Genomic DNA, 16051 nt, shown 5'->3' with positions numbered 1-16051 from the left:
AAGAAACAATAGCCGAACCATTTTACAATAATTAGTTATTAGTATATTCGTTTTTCAATTGTGGAAAATAATGTTTTTTATCTTCCAGCATTAAAATAAAGCTGTAATCTAGGGCAATATCATCCAATGCATTATAGCGGCCTGATTTACCACCATGCCCTGCATTCATATTTGTCTCTAACAATAATAATGAATCTCCTTGTTTATATTCACGCAATTTTGCCACCCATTTTGCCGGCTCCCAATATTGCACTTGAGAATCATGTAAGCCCGTTGTCACTAACATATGAGGGTATTTTTGTTTTTTGACATTATCATAAGGGCTATAGGCCTTAATACGCCAATATGCCTCTTCATTTTCAGGATTACCCCATTCGTCATATTCACCGGTGGTCAATGGAATTGATGGATCTAACATTGTCGTCACCACATCAACGAATGGAACAGAAGCGACAACCCCTTCATACAGTTCAGGCGCCATATTCACTACGGCTCCCATTAACAGTCCACCTGCACTTCCTCCCATGGCATAGACATGGCCTTGTTTTCCATAACCCTGATTTATCAGTGCATTTGTCACGTCAACAAAGTCAGTGAATGAGTTCATTTTATTCACTGTTTTCCCTTGTAGATACCACCGTTTACCCAGTTCACCACCACCGCGAATATGGGCAATCGCGTACACAAAGCCTCTATCTAGCAGTGACAGACGTGAAGAGCTGAATGAGGGATCAATGCTGTAACCATACGCACCGTAGCCATAGACTAATAATGGATTTTGCCCCTCTTTAAATAAATCTTTTCGGTAAACTAATGAAACAGGAACTTTCACACCATCTTGTGCCGTCACCCACAAACGTTCACTTTGATATTTGGATTTATCAAAATCTTTCACTTCTTGCTGTTTTAATAACTGCCTTTCTTGTGTCTGCATATTAATTTCATACACAGAAGAAGGTGTCGTCATTGATGAATAGCCATAGCGCAACTTATCGGTATCAGACTCTGGGTTGTTATCAATCCATGCCATATAAGCGGGATCATCAAAACGGACATAATTTTCAGCTTTGGTTTGCCAATTAATTTGACGGAGATTAACCAAACCGTTTTGCCGCTCTTCCAGTACTAACCATTGGTTAAATAGCTCAAAATCTTCCAAATCCACATCATCACGTGGAGCGACTAAAGTCTCCCAATCGCTTTTGCCATCATGACTTGTGATATACAGACCAAACAATGGGTGTTGATGGTTCGAACGAATATAAAATTGACCGCGAAAATGATCAGGATAATATTCAACGCCCGTTTTACGAGGTTGGAAAACGTTAGCCTCATTATGTGGCTTGTTTGCATCAATTAAGCGATATTCCGACGTCTCAGTACTTGTGATTCCAATAAAAATATAATCTTTGGAAGTTGATTTAGAGATGCTGACATAAAAAGTATCATCTTTTTCTTCATACATCATGACATCTTGATGCTGTTGTTCACCGATTTGGTGGCGGAACACTTGATATGGCAACAAGGTTTGTAGGTCTTTATTTACATAAAATAAAGTGTTGCTATCATTGGCCCAAACAATATTGCCCGATGTATTCGTTAACTCATCATTTTTCCACGCTTGGCTGTCTAATGAACGGAAAGAGACCGCATAGTTATTACGACCCTCTCTATCTTCCGCAATCGCCACGATTTTATTGTCTGGTGAAACGGTAAGCGCACCTAAACGGTAGTACTCGCTCCCCTCCGCTCGTTGATTACCATCAACCAGTGTTTGCCACTCTCCTTCGCTATTCACAGGTCTGCGTTCATAAATAGGATAGTTTTTACCTGCTTCAAATCGGCTACGATAGGTATAGCCATTAAAGTCATAAGGTACAGACTCATCATCTTGTTTCATGCGTGAAAGTAATTCATCATAAATCTGTTTTTTTAATGGCTGGCCCAACGCCAGTTGCTGTTGACTATAGGCATTTTCTTTTTCTAAATAATCAATAACTTCTTGTGATTTTCTATGGTCGTCTCTCATCCAATAGTAGTTATCGACACGCACATCACCGTGTGTCGTCATTGTATATGGCTGCTTTTTCGCTTTTGGTGCTGACATCTGTTCCTCCGCAAGGGCATGCCCTGCATGTAGTCCAATAAATGCTATTAGACAGAATTTAGCGATTCGAGTGGATACTGACAATAAATCTGTTCTTATAATCATTCTGTTACCCTGATTAACCGTTAGTTTTCAAGTGTGAAGTCTATTGGCATTCTTACCGTAACTTTGCCATTCCTAAGCATTTCGGCTGGAGGGATGGGAAGTGGTTGTGCTCGAGAAAGGACTTTTTCGGCTTCCCTATCAAGAGAGCGAGTTCCTGACCCTTTAATCAGTGAGCTTTTAATAACATAGCCCTGCGCATCAACGTCAAATTCAACCACAGGAATTCCTGTGCGGTTACGTCGCCGAGCATCATCAGGGTAGCGTTTAAATTTATTCAATTGGCCGAGAACGAGAGCCTGCCACGCTTTTTCTGCATCCAGTTGCGATTGTGATTGACTATTGAAATCAGCCGCAATCTTATTGCTCTGTTTCAATGCAGCAGCATCACTAGTCACAGGCGCTGAATTTGATTTTGAGTTATCACTTTCAAGCTTTTTAATAGGCTTTTTAGGCGGTTCTTTCTTCTCTTTTTTAGGCGTCGGTTGCGGCTTTTTCTTTTCGGTTTTGGTTACTAACAGTTCAGCATTTTCATTTACGGGTGCGGTAGGTAGCTCAGACTGCTCAGGTTCAGCTTCTTGGGCTTTACTTGCCACAGAGACCTCCTGCACTTGGCCGATATTCACTTCTGTGACCTGTTTAGCTTCCGCTTCCATGGAAACTTCCACCACAACGGATGGTGGTGGCACGGGATTATCCCACTGTTGATCGTCAGAGCTGCGTAAAAAAAGTCCAATAACTAAAAAATGTAATGCAATTGCAACAATAACCGCACTACCCATTTTCATACTTTGGTTCTGGTAGTGCTCAAATGTAATCGTACTCATTTTAATCTTATTTGCTGTGCCAAAAACTCAAATGATAATCAATTACATATGCAAATGAAAACTATTTTTATTCAAATTTGTTTCATTATCACAATTACATTACAAATAATTATAAAATGATTATTTTTCAACCGCTTGATTTACACTAGGCGTATACCAAACATAATCCGCATGAAGATTATCGATAGCATTCCCTTTTTCTGAAATAATCAGCACAGTAAATTCAGCATCAGGAGCCAGATCTTGCACATGTAACGGTACACCAATAGCTCGTGTCGCATGATACCCCCCCACAAACAACAAGGCTGGGGTTGGTGCTTGTAACAGTGATTTAGCCATACGACGATCACGCATTTGTTGAATAACCGTCATCTTTTCAACCTGCTCCGGTGTTAATTTGCCGTCATGAGAGGTTTCAATCGTCTTACTGATCAACTCCTGCACGACAGGTTGAGTCGAATATACGCCATTTAATACTGGTGGATTTTTGTATGCTTCCTTGACCTCTTCCTTATTCAAATTTGCTGAAAGTAGTGGGTACGGGGCTTTTAATAGTTGTTTAGTCAACTCGCCATACTGCTCCCACGGCCATCCACTATTCCATTTAATCGACGACTGCAATTTTTCATCGCGAATATACGGATCTCCCTGCATTTGTGCTTTCACTGAGTTAATACTTTTTTGCTGATCTGGTTGGAGCATTTCAAGTAACACTGAGCCTTGTGGACGCGTTTTGTGCATCTCTTGAGCCAGCCACTGCTCTATTTGGTGATGATACATATTGTCGTGTTTTTCACCGACAATAACGCGAGATGATTGAGATAACTGCTCAATAAGCTGTTGAGGTGTAATGGATTGACCTGATTGTAAGTCAATGATTTGCCCTTGTCCGGTAAGCTGACTATCTAGCTCTACCGGCTTTTGTTCTATTTGCTGTGCACAACCCGCAACCAACAATAGCGCCATTGCGATAAGGGAGGACTTTGCCTTCAATGTTACTGATATCATTATCTTTTCCATCTATTGAGTACAGGATTACCCAAAATACAGATAATGAGAATGATTTTCAATTAAAAAGGCCTCTAAATATTAAAATTTAGAGGCCTTTAGATATTAAGTTAAATTATAGTGGATGTGTTTGTGCTTCAACAGCAGCCAATGCCACCATATTAACAATACGACGTACAGAAGCTATCGCGGTGAGGATGTGTACAGGTTTTGAAACCCCCATTAACACCGGACCTACCGTCACACCATCAGAGCTTGTTACACGTAATAAGTTATAGCTAATACGTGCCGCTTCCATATTTGGCATGATCAACAAGTTTGCTGACCCTTTTAGTGGGCTATCAGGCATGACATCTTTACGGATAGATTCAATCAATGCAGCATCGGCATGCATTTCGCCATCGATTTCAAGATGCGGCGCTTGAGCCTTGACCAGCGCTAATGTATCACGCATTTTTTGTGCGGATGCACAATCAGAAGAGCCGAAACTGGAACGGGATAACAGTGCCACTTTCGGTTCAATACCAAAACGGCGCACCGTATCGGCTGCCATTAAGGTAATTTCCGCTAGCTCTTCTGGTGTTGGATCTTCGTTCACATAGGTATCGGCAACAAACGTGTTACCCGTTGGTAATAATAGTGCGTTCATCGCCCCTGCTGCATGAGCGCCTTCACGGAAACCGAACAGATTTTTTACTATGCTATAGTGTTCGCTGTAACTACCAACGGTTCCACAGATCATACCATCCGCTTCACCACGAAGTACCATGATACCGCCGATTAAAGTCGGGTTACCAATCACCGCACGACGTGCCATCTCTTGTGAAACACCACGGCGTTTCATGATTTGGTAATATTCTTGCCAGTACTCTTTGAAACGTGGATCGTTTTCATTGTTAACCACTTCAAAATCTTTCCCTAGCTCAATATGCAGGCCAAGTTTTTGAATACGTTTCTCAATCACACTTGGGCGTCCAACTAGAATTGGGAATGCTAAGCCAAGGGAAACCAACTCTTGTGTCGCATGTAATACGCGCTCTTCTTCCCCTTCTGCCAAAACAATACGTTTTTTCTCTTTTTTGGCTTGTGAAAAGATAGGCTTCATAAACAAGTTTGTTTTATAGACAAACTGGTTCAGTTTTTCGATATAAGCATCAAAGTCTGCAATTGGACGTGTAGCAACCCCTGAATCCATCGCCGCTTTTGCCACTGCTGGCGCAATTTTAACTATCAAACGTGGATCAAAAGGCTTCGGAATAATGTATTCAGGGCCGAAGAATAAGTCTTGGTTGCCATAAGCAGAAGCAACTTCCTCACTCTGCTCTGCCAACGCTAAATCAGCAATCGCATAAACACAAGCGAGTTTCATCTCTTCGTTGATGGTCGTTGCGCCAACATCCAACGCGCCACGGAAGATGAACGGGAAACACAATACGTTGTTCACTTGGTTAGGATAATCAGAGCGGCCTGTACAAATAATGGCATCTGGACGTACTTCTTTTGCTAATGGCGGTAGAATTTCAGGTTCAGGGTTAGCAAGCGCTAAAATAAGCGGGTCTTTCGCCATGGTTTTCACCATGTCTTGGGTCAGCACACCAGGACCAGAACAACCTAAGAAAATATCTGCATTTGGGATCACATCCGCAAGGGTTCTTGCGCCATTATCTTCAATGGCATAGGCGGCTTTTGTGACATCCATTTTTTCATCACGGCCTTTATAAATCACCCCTTTGGAGTCGCAGACTGTGATATTTTCGTGTTTTAAGCCTAGTGCAACAAGCAGGTTCATACATGCAATTGACGCTGCACCTGCACCTGAAACGACTAGGCGAACATCACCGATATCTTTTTTAACAATACGAAGGCCGTTGATCACCGCCGCCGTACAAATAATTGCGGTTCCGTGCTGATCATCATGGAACACAGGGATATTCATTCTTTCGCGCAGCTTCTGCTCAATATAAAAACATTCAGGCGCTTTAATATCTTCTAGGTTGATACCCCCAAAAGTTGGCTCAAGAGAAGCAATAATATCAACAAGTTTATCGGGATCGGTTTCATCAACTTCGATGTCAAACACATCAATGCCAGAAAACTTCTTAAATAGCACCCCTTTCCCTTCCATAACGGGTTTACCCGCCAAGGCCCCAATATTACCTAATCCCAAAACCGCTGTACCGTTTGAGATCACACCGACAAGGTTCCCTTTCGCGGTATAACGATACGCTGATAGTGGCTCTGAGGCGATTTCAAGACATGGAACCGCAACCCCTGGTGAGTATGCAAGAGCCAAATCGCGTTGAGTCGTTAATGGTTTAGTCGGTGTTACAGTTATTTTTCCTGGATGAGGAAACTCATGAAAATCAAGAGCACTTTGTTTTAATTTATCATCCATCATCAAGTCCTTTCAAAGTAGGTAGGGTAAAAGCAGTAAACAGTATAAACAGTTCAGACAAGCAAATCATGATCTTGATGACAATTTCCAGAAAATTCTTTCGGTTACATCAGTTAGTAATACGAGTTAGCCTAAAATATCACCTCAAACTCTCACCCAACCAATATACTTGAAGGCCAATTATATATTATAGATATAATTACTTTTGATAATTTTAATCATATAAAAATCGAGTTATTATTTTTTTGGTTTTCTATTTCGGGGTTCTGAATATTAATTATATAAATTAATAATTAAATACAATGAGCATTAAAAAATAGTAATAAAGGCGAAAATTGAAGGCTATAACATATTTAATGTAATGGCGTGTTTGCTATTAAGCTGCCCTCTTTTATTATTGTCAGGCATAAAAAGGAATCTACTATGTCTTCCCAAACCGTTATGATTATTGATGAACATCCTATTTATCGCTATGGTTTACGGCACCTTATCGACTCAGATGCATATTTCACTGTCGCAGCTGAATGCTGTAATTGCTCTGAAGCACTTGATATTGCTGACAAACTACAACCTGACATAATACTAACTGATATCAATATTTATGGTACTAAAACATTCGAAACAATTCGCTTATTACGTAAACGCTGCCTTAAGTCGTATTTATTAGTTTTATCATTTTCAGCTTTAAAAACAGATATTTACAATGCTATTGATGCAGGCGCACAAGGCTATCTGCTTAAAAATAGTGAACTTGATATGCTGATGAATAGCATGCGAAAAGCAGCGGCTGGGCACCATGTATTTAGCGAAAAAGTCTATCAATATCTCGTTAATCGCCATAAAATTAATGACCCATTATCATCATTAACGCGCAGAGAATGCGAAATATTGCATGAAATGGCGGCTGGATTAAAAAATAGGGAAATTTCCCAATTACTTTTTATTTCAGAAGAAACAGTAAAAGTGCACATCCGTAATTTACTTAAAAAACTAAATGTACGCTCCCGATTAGAAGCAAGTCTAATATACATGAGAGCAAAATAATATATTTACTATAATTAATTTATTATGAAATAATTTAATTAACTATTAATTTAATCATTAGATTAACTTTTCTTTCCCACAGAAAGCTAGATCCTGAATAGATTTTCGCGCATTATGTAGGGCTAACAGTAAATCATCAAAGGAAAATTTTATGTCAAACAGCACTTCTTCCCCTTACATTATGTATGGTATTAAAAATTGTGACACGATCAAAAAGGCGCGTCGTTACTTGGAAGATAATGGCATTAATTATCAATTTCATGATTACCGTGTTGAGGGGATTGATGATGCCTTATTATCGACATTCATCGCTCAGCTCGGTTGGGAAGTTTTAGTTAATAAAAGAGGCACAACTTGGCGTAAACTCAGTGATGCTGAAAAAAATGCCGTTGTTGATGCTGAAAGCGCCAAAAAAGTGTTATTGGCTGAACCTGCGATGATCAAGCGCCCAATTCTCGTTTCAGCAGACAACCGCTATCTTGTCGGTTTTTCCGCTGATGAATATCAACAATTTACTCAATAAGCCGGAGCGCAGTGATGGATTGTCCTGTTATACAACTCGCTCAAGAGCTCATCTCTCGCCCATCAATTAGCCCTGATGACCAAGGGTGTCAGGCATTATTAATTGAACGACTCGAAAAAGTAGGGTTCACCGTTGAAAAAATGTTATTTGATGATACGGCTAATTTCTGGGCTTATCGAGGTGCCGACGGCGAGACCTTAGCATTTGCAGGCCATACGGATGTCGTTCCCGCTGGGGATGAGACAAAATGGCAAACGCCCCCTTTCATACCAACCATTATCAACCAACACCTTTATGGTCGTGGTGCAGCGGATATGAAAGGCTCCGTTGCAGCTATGGTCGTCGCTGCCGAGCGTTTTGTACAAAAACATCCCGATCATCGTGGTCGGTTAGCCTTTTTAATCACGTCCGATGAAGAGGCAAAGGCGACAAATGGTACGGTTAAGGTCGTTGAAACGTTGATGCAACGTAATGAGCGGTTAGATTACTGTTTAGTGGGTGAGCCTTCTAGCCAAACTCAACTCGGTGATATCGTTAAAAATGGCCGCCGAGGCTCTATCACGGCGAATTTAACGATTTTAGGCACGCAAGGGCATGTCGCATACCCACACCTTGCCGATAACCCAGTACATCGAGCGACAAATTTTTTACAAGAACTTGTATCAACACAGTGGGATCAAGGTAATGAATTTTTCCCCGCGACCAGTATGCAGATCGCCAATCTTCATGCGGGTACTGGTGCGACAAATGTTATTCCGGGTGAGTTTTTCGTTCAGTTTAATTTCCGATTTAGCACAGAATTAACCGACAAAATCATCCGTGAGCGTGTTGAAGAGATGCTAGCACGACATCAATTACGCTATGAAATTGAATGGAAGCTTTCGGGCCAGCCTTTCTTAACCCGTACAGGGAAATTAGTCGACGCCACCGTGCAAGCTATTCATGAATTCACGGGGCGCACTACAGAGCTCTCAACGAGTGGTGGGACATCTGATGGGCGTTTTATTGCTCAAATGGGGGCACAGGTCATTGAATTAGGGCCACTCAATGCCACTATTCATAAAGTTGACGAGTGTGTCAGTGTACATGACCTACAGCAACTGGCACGGATTTATGAACGCATAATGGAGCTACTGTTACTATGATGACCATCGCCATGCTCACCGGCCGTTCAACCGACCATCTCGTGACATTAGGCGGTAATCACCGCCTACAATTTAATGCGACAAAAGCATTTTTGTCCATGCAACAAGCGGCGGCGAAGGCTGGCTTCAAGCTCCAATCCGCCAGTGCATTCCGTGATTTTTCACGTCAGCAACTGATTTGGAATGAGAAGTTTACCGGAAAGCGCCCCGTTCTTGATAAACAAAGTAATCCGCTAGATATTAGCGTATTAAGCGAAGGCGAATTATGTGAAGCTATTTTGCATTGGTCCGCCCTGCCGGGCGCAAGCCGCCACCATTGGGGCACGGAAATTGACGTCTATGACCCATTGCGTCTCCCTGAAGGGCAATCACTGCAACTTGAGCCATGGGAATACGAACAAGGCGGCTATTTTGCTGAGCTGAATCAGTGGTTAAGTGACAATATGGCCACATATGACTTCTACCGCCCTTTCACCGCTAAAAATGCAGGTGTTGCCTATGAACCTTGGCATATTAGCTATTGGCCCTTATCCCATGACGCTGAGCAACTGTTGACCCCTCAAGTGGTTCAATCTGTTTTACAAGAAGAAGTTATCTTGGGTAAAGATTGGCTATTAGCGAATCTAGAATATGTTTTTAATCGCTACATTAAAATTCCAGAATAGCCTCAAAAAGCGCCAAATCTCTTGGCGCTTTTTCATTTAACACCATCATACTTTATTATCATTCGGTACAGGTTTATCTATCACCGGTAATCGATACATAAAAATCACTAGCCAGCATAACAGGACAAATAGACCTAACTTTAACCACCAAAAGTTCACAACCCAAATTGAAATCGTAAACGTAACTAATATCACGGCTATCGCTTTAGGTTTAGCGCCTTTTGGCAAACCTTTATACGTTTGCCAATGTCGGATATAGCCACCAAACCATGAACGATAAAGTAACCAGTGATGAAAACGCGGCGATGAGCGAGAAAAGCACCATGCCGCCAATAAGAGAAAGGGGGTTGTTGGCAGTACCGGCAATACAACGCCTAAGCATGCTAATATTACCGCGAGCCAACCTATTAGGATCAACAATCCTTTTTTTATATTCAAAATGGCTCTCCCAACGGCTTCAAAAACATGATTAAATAAACCCAATAACTAGGGGATACCCTATCGAAATTCAAATAGTAATGTGATGCCAAATGTGTGCCTGTAAAAGTTTCAACTTTTCATCCACCTTTTTAATCACCTCTTATTAGCAAGCACAAAGGCGACATATGCATTGGTTAGCAGATTATTGGTGGGTGATCCTACTGATTTTAGTTGGCGTCATCTGGAATTCTATCAAAGAGATGATGCGAGTAGATCATAAAAAATTTCTTGATAATAAACCCGAGCTTCCCCCTCATAAAGATAACAATCATCTTTGGGATGATAACGATGATTGGCCTAAAGATAAGAAGGGCTAATTTTTTGCGCTATCGTTTTAACAAGCTCAGGGTGGTCACGTTGCACAACGTCTTTAACTTCTGCCCTTGCTTGTTGTAACCACGCTTTTTGCCCCGTTAATGATAGCTGTTGGCAAATCTCTTCCAAAGATAACTGTAGTTGAAAATAGAAACGCAGCAGCTTCAACCCACCTTCTTGATGCGCTAATAAACGTTGTATCGCCGCACTACTCGCTGCCAACGTACGATGATAAAAGCCAAATCCAACCAGTTCAATCCAATCTTCGGGCGTTAAATGCTGCTTATCACATGTCGGCAAGTGAAATAGCTCAAGGTCACGACGCCAAAAGAGATCCCTTGGCAAGTTGTGTTTGGCTTGCTCACACATGCGTTGTGCTTGTGATGATAGTGGTAAAATCGCCATCGCCGTGTAACATCCACTGCTTGCTTCAAGGTGTTCACCAACACGTACTAATTGATAACCCGCTTGTTGCCAAAAACGTAATAACTCCGGTGTCAGACCAAAACTCACTGATAAAAAATCTTTGCCTTGGTAAACGGCCTGCTGTTTTTGAGCGTCAAGCAGTTGTGAGCCAATTTTTTGTCGGCGATAAGCAGCCTCAACCGCGATCCTCGTTGCACGTAGTGATGACATCTGAGGCGCCTCAGGGAAGTAATAATGAGCAGCAAGGGATTGGGCCACTAAACTCCCCCTAGGGCGGCGGAGACCAGCCCAAATCTGCCAACTTAGTTGGCTATCTAACCCACCTTCTTCAACCATCCATAAGGCTCCAATCAATTGCGTCGCCGATTTGGCCAACATAAATTGCTGGCCACTTGCATCAAGTAACCGACGAAGATCGAGAGGGGATGTTCGATAATGTGCACTGGTGAGTAATCCATAAAAACTTTTCAGTTGTTTAGGATCATCAACTAATTGTTGCTGGCTGATAGGCTCAATTAGCTGTAATGGCGAGTGATCGTTTACACCTTCAGGCTCTTCTAGTAATAATGCCTGATTGAGCCAATGTTCAAGGGGATCATGCTTAGCCCAGCGGATAGGCTCGACTAAATCGAGAGCTGTAAAACCGCCCAATTGCGCACAAAACTTATTGATAAAGCCTCGCCCTGTTCCTTCATAGCCATCCACCGTTGTCGTTAATAAAACACGTGGAAAATAATTGACCAGTTGGCGCAGAATATAACTTGGAATTGCTGCCGCTTCATCAATAATCAACCAGTCAGCTTTTATGTCACCATTCTTCTTACAGTAACGTAATAATTCATCTGGCGCCCAAAAATTGAGCGGCTGACCGGCTGATTTTTCTAGTGTTCGTATCGCGACTTTAGCAGGCGCACAGCACCAGCACTCCCCTTGCCAGTTGCGGATCAACATTCCTGCAAGGGTCGATTTCCCTCGCCCACGGGGAGCGATGATCCCCCAAACACCGTCATTTGCGGATAACAACTGTTCCAGTACATATTGCTGAGCCGGTGTCGCCTCACCCGAAGGTGGTTGCCAATGCTCTTTTTCGGGTAAAAGAGAAAAATGCGCTGGCTTATCTTGTTGCCAAACCAGCACGTCAGATTGCGCCTGTATCAACTGCTGTAAATGATGCACAAAATTAGGCGTGGCGATCATGCCATTTTGCTCATTCCATCGAATACTATCGTTATCCAATGAATACGCCCACTCAGCTTGTGGTGGCGTACATAAAACCAGCAAGCTCCCAGCCTTTAATGCCCCAGCAAGCATAGCGAGAGCCTCGCTATGCAAACCTTCTCTTGCATCAAAGACCCCATGTAAAAACTCTCTGCCTAATAATAAATGTGCATTTTTAACGGGCAATGCCCCCGTTATTGTTGATGAAAGGGCCTGCCAATCACCCGCGATAATTGATTGAATTTCATTTAATTGTTTATCTATCCACAAGCTCTCACCAGAGAGCACCAACAAGCGCCGATGACCACAGTCATTAAGTTGAGCACAGATTTTAGGAAGTGAATAATTCATATACCCGCTAAGATTTACCGATCAATAATGACAAGATCCCTGCTGCGATAAGAGGACCAACAGGAACACCACGGAAGAGTGCTACGCCGATAACCGTGCCAACAAGTAGGCCTGCTACTGTTGAAGGTTGATGTGACATTAACGTAACACCACGGCTTCCCAACCAAGAAACTAACACCCCGATCACAATAGCAAGCAGTGATTTCCAATTTAAAAAGGAACCTAATACATCTTGTGCTGAAATTTTACCACTAGCAATAGGAGCCATCACACCAATAGTTAATATTAATATCCCAATCGTTAACCCATATTTCTCTACCCAAGGAAAGAAATTATTTAAAGGTGTGATCCGCACCACCAGCAAAAATAACATAGCTAATGTCACCGTCATATTATGACTGATGATCCCAAGGCCTGCTAAAACCAGTAAAATTATCAAGGTAGGATCGACTTGACTCATATTGTATTCCCTGTAAAACGTGCTGCTTTTGCTTATAAAATTAGCGAAAGATAAAAAGTACGGCTTATGTTATTGGCTCACCGAATAAGAAGCAAACGTCACGGCATATTATTGCCCGATATATTGTTGAAATAAGATATTTACAGGCTCTCCTCCGATAGCGATCATTTTATTTTTGAAAGATGCGGGTAAATCACCATTCGACTCGGAAGGTAATGTCATTAATTCAGTAATGAACGGGTCTAATCCTGATGGATTATTGGCGACCTTCTGTAAAATAGTATCTAATTTTCGCCAAAATGTAGCGCCTTGAGAATAGAACTCAGCATAAACAGAGCGATCCCCTGCTTTAAATCGCTTATCTAGTTCAATAAAAGTATGTGTCACTGGAGCATTTAATGGCATCATTGCAGATTCAATTGATGAAACAATTTGTGGCTGGCTTTCCATCTGTTTTAATGCTTTCAAAGCATAATATTGGGCAAGGCCTTCCTCAACCCAAGCTGGCTGCGTTGATTTATTTTCCCTTACCATATCAATAAGTTGATGAAATTGCTCATGGGCGATAACAAGTTGGGTTTTTGCATTATTGAGGTTAATGTTTTTATCATCCTTTTTATCAGAATATAAATAGTTAGCCACGAAACTGCGACCACCCGCCGCCCCACCAATAAAGCCATTTTTTTCATTACTGCCGAGCCAAATCACCAACAATGTATTATCACGCTTGTCTTGAGGTGAAATTGATAACGCTTTGGTTAAATACTTTAAGGCTTGTTGGTGATAACCATTTAGCTGATATTGATCGGTTAACGTGACGTTGTCACTAAAATAGCGAACTTTCATATTCGTTAAGTCCACTTGTTGCAATCGAATATCCCCCACTAAATAAAATTCAGGCGCCTTATAATAGGCAGGAACCGACCACGCGCTTGTATTTTCAGCTTTCGCGCCATAGATAGCGATCCCATCGGCAGCACGAATAATCCCTTCTTCATCATTGACTAAGCGCAATAATGACGTAGGCTCAGAAAGCAATATCTGTTTTTTGTTTTGATATTCACTGGTAATGAAAATAGTCGCTTGCTTCGAGGCGTCAACGTGCCCTTTTGCAACTTTATTAGGGAGGACATGCCACGAAACCCGTTCACAACCTATAGGCACAATCCATTCATTTTCGGTATTTTTCTTTAACAACGTACCTTGGCACTGAGGATGGTTAATTTGCGGTTTTAACCCCCACGCTTCCCCTCTCACGATCAATTTTTGTTCCTGCTCGGATTTAGGTAAATCCATGGAGAGCGTTAACATCCCCTCCGTTGATAGATCATCAATGGTATAATGGGTTTTCGCTGACGCATTTATCAACCCGAAAAATAAAAGCGTGGTTATCAATATGGTACGCGTCAAATGGAACACTTTAACCTCTATCTTTAAATGATATTTGGGCAGGTCATACATTAATATAGAGCGACTTCCCACTCTTCAAAAGGAGGGTCAACGTTAAAAGAAGCATCACAGTAACTTCGAATATAATCCGTTGCTCTTTTCTGCGCATGAGTAAAATTCAATACTTCCCCTGCCTCATCAATTTCCAGTGTATTGATAAATATTGCGTACGCTTGTTCAATAGCACTCGGCTCCTCGCCATACAGCGACAAATAATCAATCCCCTCGAGCATGTAATGTGAACCACTTGCCATAAAATAGCTGAAAGTTCTAATCGCCCCACTAACGCTATGGCTGAGCTTCATCTGAGCCTCCTTAAAATGTATTTTGCGCTGAAAAGGTGTTGCAGCTATTGATATCTCCCGTCTCAAACCCTTTTTTAAACCAAAAATAGCGCTGTTGTGAGGTGCCATGCGTAAAACTATCTGGGATCACGCGACCTTGGCTCTGCTGCTGTAATCTGTCGTCACCAATTGCCTGAGCCGCATTCAACGCGGATTGTAAGTCGCCATCGTCTAAGATGCCCTCTTTATCCATATTGTGCCCCCAAACACCCGCAAAACAATCGGCCTGTAATTCAAGTTTCACCGACAGTTTATTGGCTTCTTTTGTACTTACACCTTGCTGTAATTTTCTTACTTGCTGTTCAATGCCTAATAAGTGCTGCACATGATGGCCGATTTCATGAGCCACGACGTACCCTTGCGCAAATTCACCACCAGCCCCTAATTTGGTTTTCATGTCATTATAAAATGACAGGTCGATATAAACTTTATTATCAGCTGGACAATAAAACGGCCCCATAAATGCTTTACCTTGCCCACACGCTGTCGAAGTACCATTGCGATAAATGACTAATTTAGGCTGCTGGTATTGTTTGCCTAGCTTTTTAAATTCCGTTTGCCAAACATCTTCTGTGGAAGCAAGCATCACTGACGTAAAGTCGGCTAACTGTGCCTCTTGTGGGCTAATGGTACGATTTTGGGCTTGTTGCGAAGAGTGATTACCGATAGGCTCTCCGGTAATTAACCCCGTGAGATCAACGCCATAATATCCAGCTACGACAATAACAATCAGAATAACAACGCCACTTTTTCCTCGTAATGGAATTCGTATCCCCCGACCATTGCCTTGAAAACCCCCTGATGAATTTTCTGATCTTCTATCTTCAATATTGTCGCTACGACGACGGTCTTGCCAACGCATAATCACCTCTATAATCAGCAAATAAACGGTTTAGTCACAGTTTAAACTCAAAATCGTTACAATTGACTTAATTATTTTTATTCATACCACGTCATCGCCTGCTTAGCACTCTGAACTAACACAGATGTTCAACATTTTAACCTTATTAATTAAGTGGATATATTGTTTTTTAACTGATTGTTTTTCACTTAACGCAAATTAATCGCAATTCCAATTAAATAAGCGATAGAAAACACTTCGTTACTGATATCTCCTTGATTGTTACTTATAATAATATGAGGTCAATATAAAATTATTATCACTGACGATATCACTGTATTTCGCCGAGTT

15 protein-coding genes are annotated in these 16051 nt (G+C 41.7%); 5 read left to right on the top strand and 10 right to left on the bottom strand.

Annotated features, from left to right (window positions below; genetic code table 11):
* Positions 1-31 precede the first annotated feature (31 nt).
* The 4 genes from PSF11_RS05690 to maeB all read right to left on the bottom strand — a co-directional run bounded on the left by PSF11_RS05690 (position 32) and on the right by maeB (position 6439).
* Positions 32-2212, bottom strand: coding sequence for a S9 family peptidase (locus PSF11_RS05690; RefSeq protein ID WP_080739767.1), 2181 nt, complete (start codon positions 2210-2212; stop codon positions 32-34).
* Between the two features lie 20 nt (positions 2213-2232).
* Positions 2233-3036, bottom strand: a complete 804-nt coding sequence (locus tag PSF11_RS05685) for an energy transducer TonB (RefSeq protein WP_004920535.1) — start codon at positions 3034-3036, stop codon at positions 2233-2235.
* Positions 3037-3156: 120 nt separating this feature from the next.
* Positions 3157-4044: a ChaN family lipoprotein gene (locus tag PSF11_RS05680; protein ID WP_041704990.1), complete on the bottom strand. Its 888-nt coding sequence runs from the start codon at positions 4042-4044 to the stop codon at positions 3157-3159.
* A gap of 115 nt (positions 4045-4159) precedes the next feature.
* Positions 4160-6439 (bottom strand): NADP-dependent oxaloacetate-decarboxylating malate dehydrogenase, encoded by a 2280-nt coding sequence (gene maeB, locus PSF11_RS05675; protein WP_072502304.1) that lies wholly within the window; start codon positions 6437-6439, stop codon positions 4160-4162.
* Positions 6440-6862: 423 nt separating this feature from the next.
* Between maeB and PSF11_RS05670 the strand changes: the two genes are divergently transcribed.
* The 4 genes from PSF11_RS05670 (at position 6863) to PSF11_RS05655 (ending at position 9816) form a co-directional block, all read left to right on the top strand.
* Complete coding sequence (locus PSF11_RS05670) at positions 6863-7483, top strand: LuxR C-terminal-related transcriptional regulator (protein ID WP_014656110.1); 621 nt, start codon at positions 6863-6865, stop codon at positions 7481-7483.
* 151 nt (positions 7484-7634) lie between these two features.
* Positions 7635-8006, top strand: a complete 372-nt coding sequence (locus PSF11_RS05665; RefSeq protein WP_014656111.1) for an ArsC family reductase — start codon at positions 7635-7637, stop codon at positions 8004-8006.
* Positions 8007-8020: 14 nt separating this feature from the next.
* Positions 8021-9151 carry a succinyl-diaminopimelate desuccinylase gene (gene dapE / locus PSF11_RS05660; protein WP_004920549.1) on the top strand — a complete coding sequence of 377 codons (1131 nt, stop codon included), beginning with the start codon at positions 8021-8023 and terminating at the stop codon, positions 9149-9151.
* Positions 9148-9816, top strand: coding sequence for a M15 family metallopeptidase (locus tag PSF11_RS05655; RefSeq protein WP_004920553.1), 669 nt, complete (start codon positions 9148-9150; stop codon positions 9814-9816). Before dapE ends, PSF11_RS05655 begins: the two co-directional genes overlap by 4 nt.
* Before the next feature lie 45 nt (positions 9817-9861).
* Here the strand turns inward: PSF11_RS05655 and PSF11_RS05650 are convergent, their stop codons facing one another.
* Positions 9862-10248 (bottom strand): DUF454 family protein, encoded by a 387-nt coding sequence (locus PSF11_RS05650; protein ID WP_171830834.1) that lies wholly within the window; start codon positions 10246-10248, stop codon positions 9862-9864.
* 173 nt (positions 10249-10421) lie between these two features.
* Between PSF11_RS05650 and PSF11_RS05645 the strand changes: the two genes are divergently transcribed.
* Positions 10422-10613: a YpfN family protein gene (locus tag PSF11_RS05645; protein ID WP_004920559.1), complete on the top strand. Its 192-nt coding sequence runs from the start codon at positions 10422-10424 to the stop codon at positions 10611-10613.
* Here PSF11_RS05645 and PSF11_RS05640 read toward each other — a convergent pair.
* The 5 genes from PSF11_RS05640 to ypfJ form a co-directional block, all read right to left on the bottom strand.
* The gene (locus PSF11_RS05640) at positions 10594-12606 is read right to left on the bottom strand and encodes a tRNA(Met) cytidine acetyltransferase TmcA (protein ID WP_072502305.1); all 2013 of its coding nucleotides are present in this window, start codon (positions 12604-12606) and stop codon (positions 10594-10596) included. The two genes, PSF11_RS05645 and PSF11_RS05640, sit on opposite strands and share 20 nt — an antisense overlap.
* A gap of 7 nt (positions 12607-12613) precedes the next feature.
* A complete protein-coding gene (locus PSF11_RS05635) occupies positions 12614-13066 on the bottom strand; it encodes a DUF441 domain-containing protein (RefSeq protein WP_004920564.1) in 453 nt (150 codons plus the stop codon).
* A 108-nt stretch (positions 13067-13174) separates the two neighbouring features.
* Positions 13175-14485, bottom strand: a complete 1311-nt coding sequence (locus tag PSF11_RS05630; RefSeq protein WP_225829660.1) for a hypothetical protein — start codon at positions 14483-14485, stop codon at positions 13175-13177.
* A gap of 41 nt (positions 14486-14526) precedes the next feature.
* Complete coding sequence (locus tag PSF11_RS05625) at positions 14527-14820, bottom strand: DUF7677 family protein (RefSeq protein ID WP_004920570.1); 294 nt, start codon at positions 14818-14820, stop codon at positions 14527-14529.
* A 10-nt stretch (positions 14821-14830) separates the two neighbouring features.
* Positions 14831-15721, bottom strand: a complete 891-nt coding sequence (gene ypfJ / locus PSF11_RS05620) for a KPN_02809 family neutral zinc metallopeptidase (protein ID WP_072502307.1) — start codon at positions 15719-15721, stop codon at positions 14831-14833.
* Positions 15722-16051: the final 330 nt, after the last annotated feature.

The sequence above is a fragment of the Providencia sp. PROV119 genome, from assembly GCF_028482435.1.
Classification (GTDB): Bacteria; Pseudomonadota; Gammaproteobacteria; order Enterobacterales; family Enterobacteriaceae; genus Providencia; species Providencia stuartii.
This window is presented reverse-complemented; position numbering and strand designations above follow the sequence as displayed.

Excerpts from the sequence above, each read along its gene's own strand:
- dapE (WP_004920549.1), top strand. The coding sequence starts at position 8,021 with ATGGATTGTCCTGTTATACAACTCGCTCAAGAGCTCATCTCTCGCCCA.
- PSF11_RS05625 (WP_004920570.1), bottom strand. The coding sequence starts at position 14,820 with ATGAAGCTCAGCCATAGCGTTAGTGGGGCGATTAGAACTTTCAGCTAT.
- PSF11_RS05655 (WP_004920553.1), top strand. The coding sequence starts at position 9,148 with ATGATGACCATCGCCATGCTCACCGGCCGTTCAACCGACCATCTCGTG.
- PSF11_RS05645 (WP_004920559.1), top strand. The coding sequence starts at position 10,422 with ATGCATTGGTTAGCAGATTATTGGTGGGTGATCCTACTGATTTTAGTT.
- PSF11_RS05635 (WP_004920564.1), bottom strand. The coding sequence starts at position 13,066 with ATGAGTCAAGTCGATCCTACCTTGATAATTTTACTGGTTTTAGCAGGC.
- PSF11_RS05670 (WP_014656110.1), top strand. The coding sequence starts at position 6,863 with ATGTCTTCCCAAACCGTTATGATTATTGATGAACATCCTATTTATCGC.
- PSF11_RS05690 (WP_080739767.1), bottom strand. The coding sequence starts at position 2,212 with ATGATTATAAGAACAGATTTATTGTCAGTATCCACTCGAATCGCTAAA.
- maeB (WP_072502304.1), bottom strand. The coding sequence starts at position 6,439 with ATGGATGATAAATTAAAACAAAGTGCTCTTGATTTTCATGAGTTTCCT.
- PSF11_RS05640 (WP_072502305.1), bottom strand. The coding sequence starts at position 12,606 with ATGAATTATTCACTTCCTAAAATCTGTGCTCAACTTAATGACTGTGGT.
- PSF11_RS05685 (WP_004920535.1), bottom strand. The coding sequence starts at position 3,036 with ATGAGTACGATTACATTTGAGCACTACCAGAACCAAAGTATGAAAATG.
- ypfJ (WP_072502307.1), bottom strand. The coding sequence starts at position 15,721 with ATGCGTTGGCAAGACCGTCGTCGTAGCGACAATATTGAAGATAGAAGA.
- PSF11_RS05665 (WP_014656111.1), top strand. The coding sequence starts at position 7,635 with ATGTCAAACAGCACTTCTTCCCCTTACATTATGTATGGTATTAAAAAT.
- PSF11_RS05680 (WP_041704990.1), bottom strand. The coding sequence starts at position 4,044 with ATGATATCAGTAACATTGAAGGCAAAGTCCTCCCTTATCGCAATGGCG.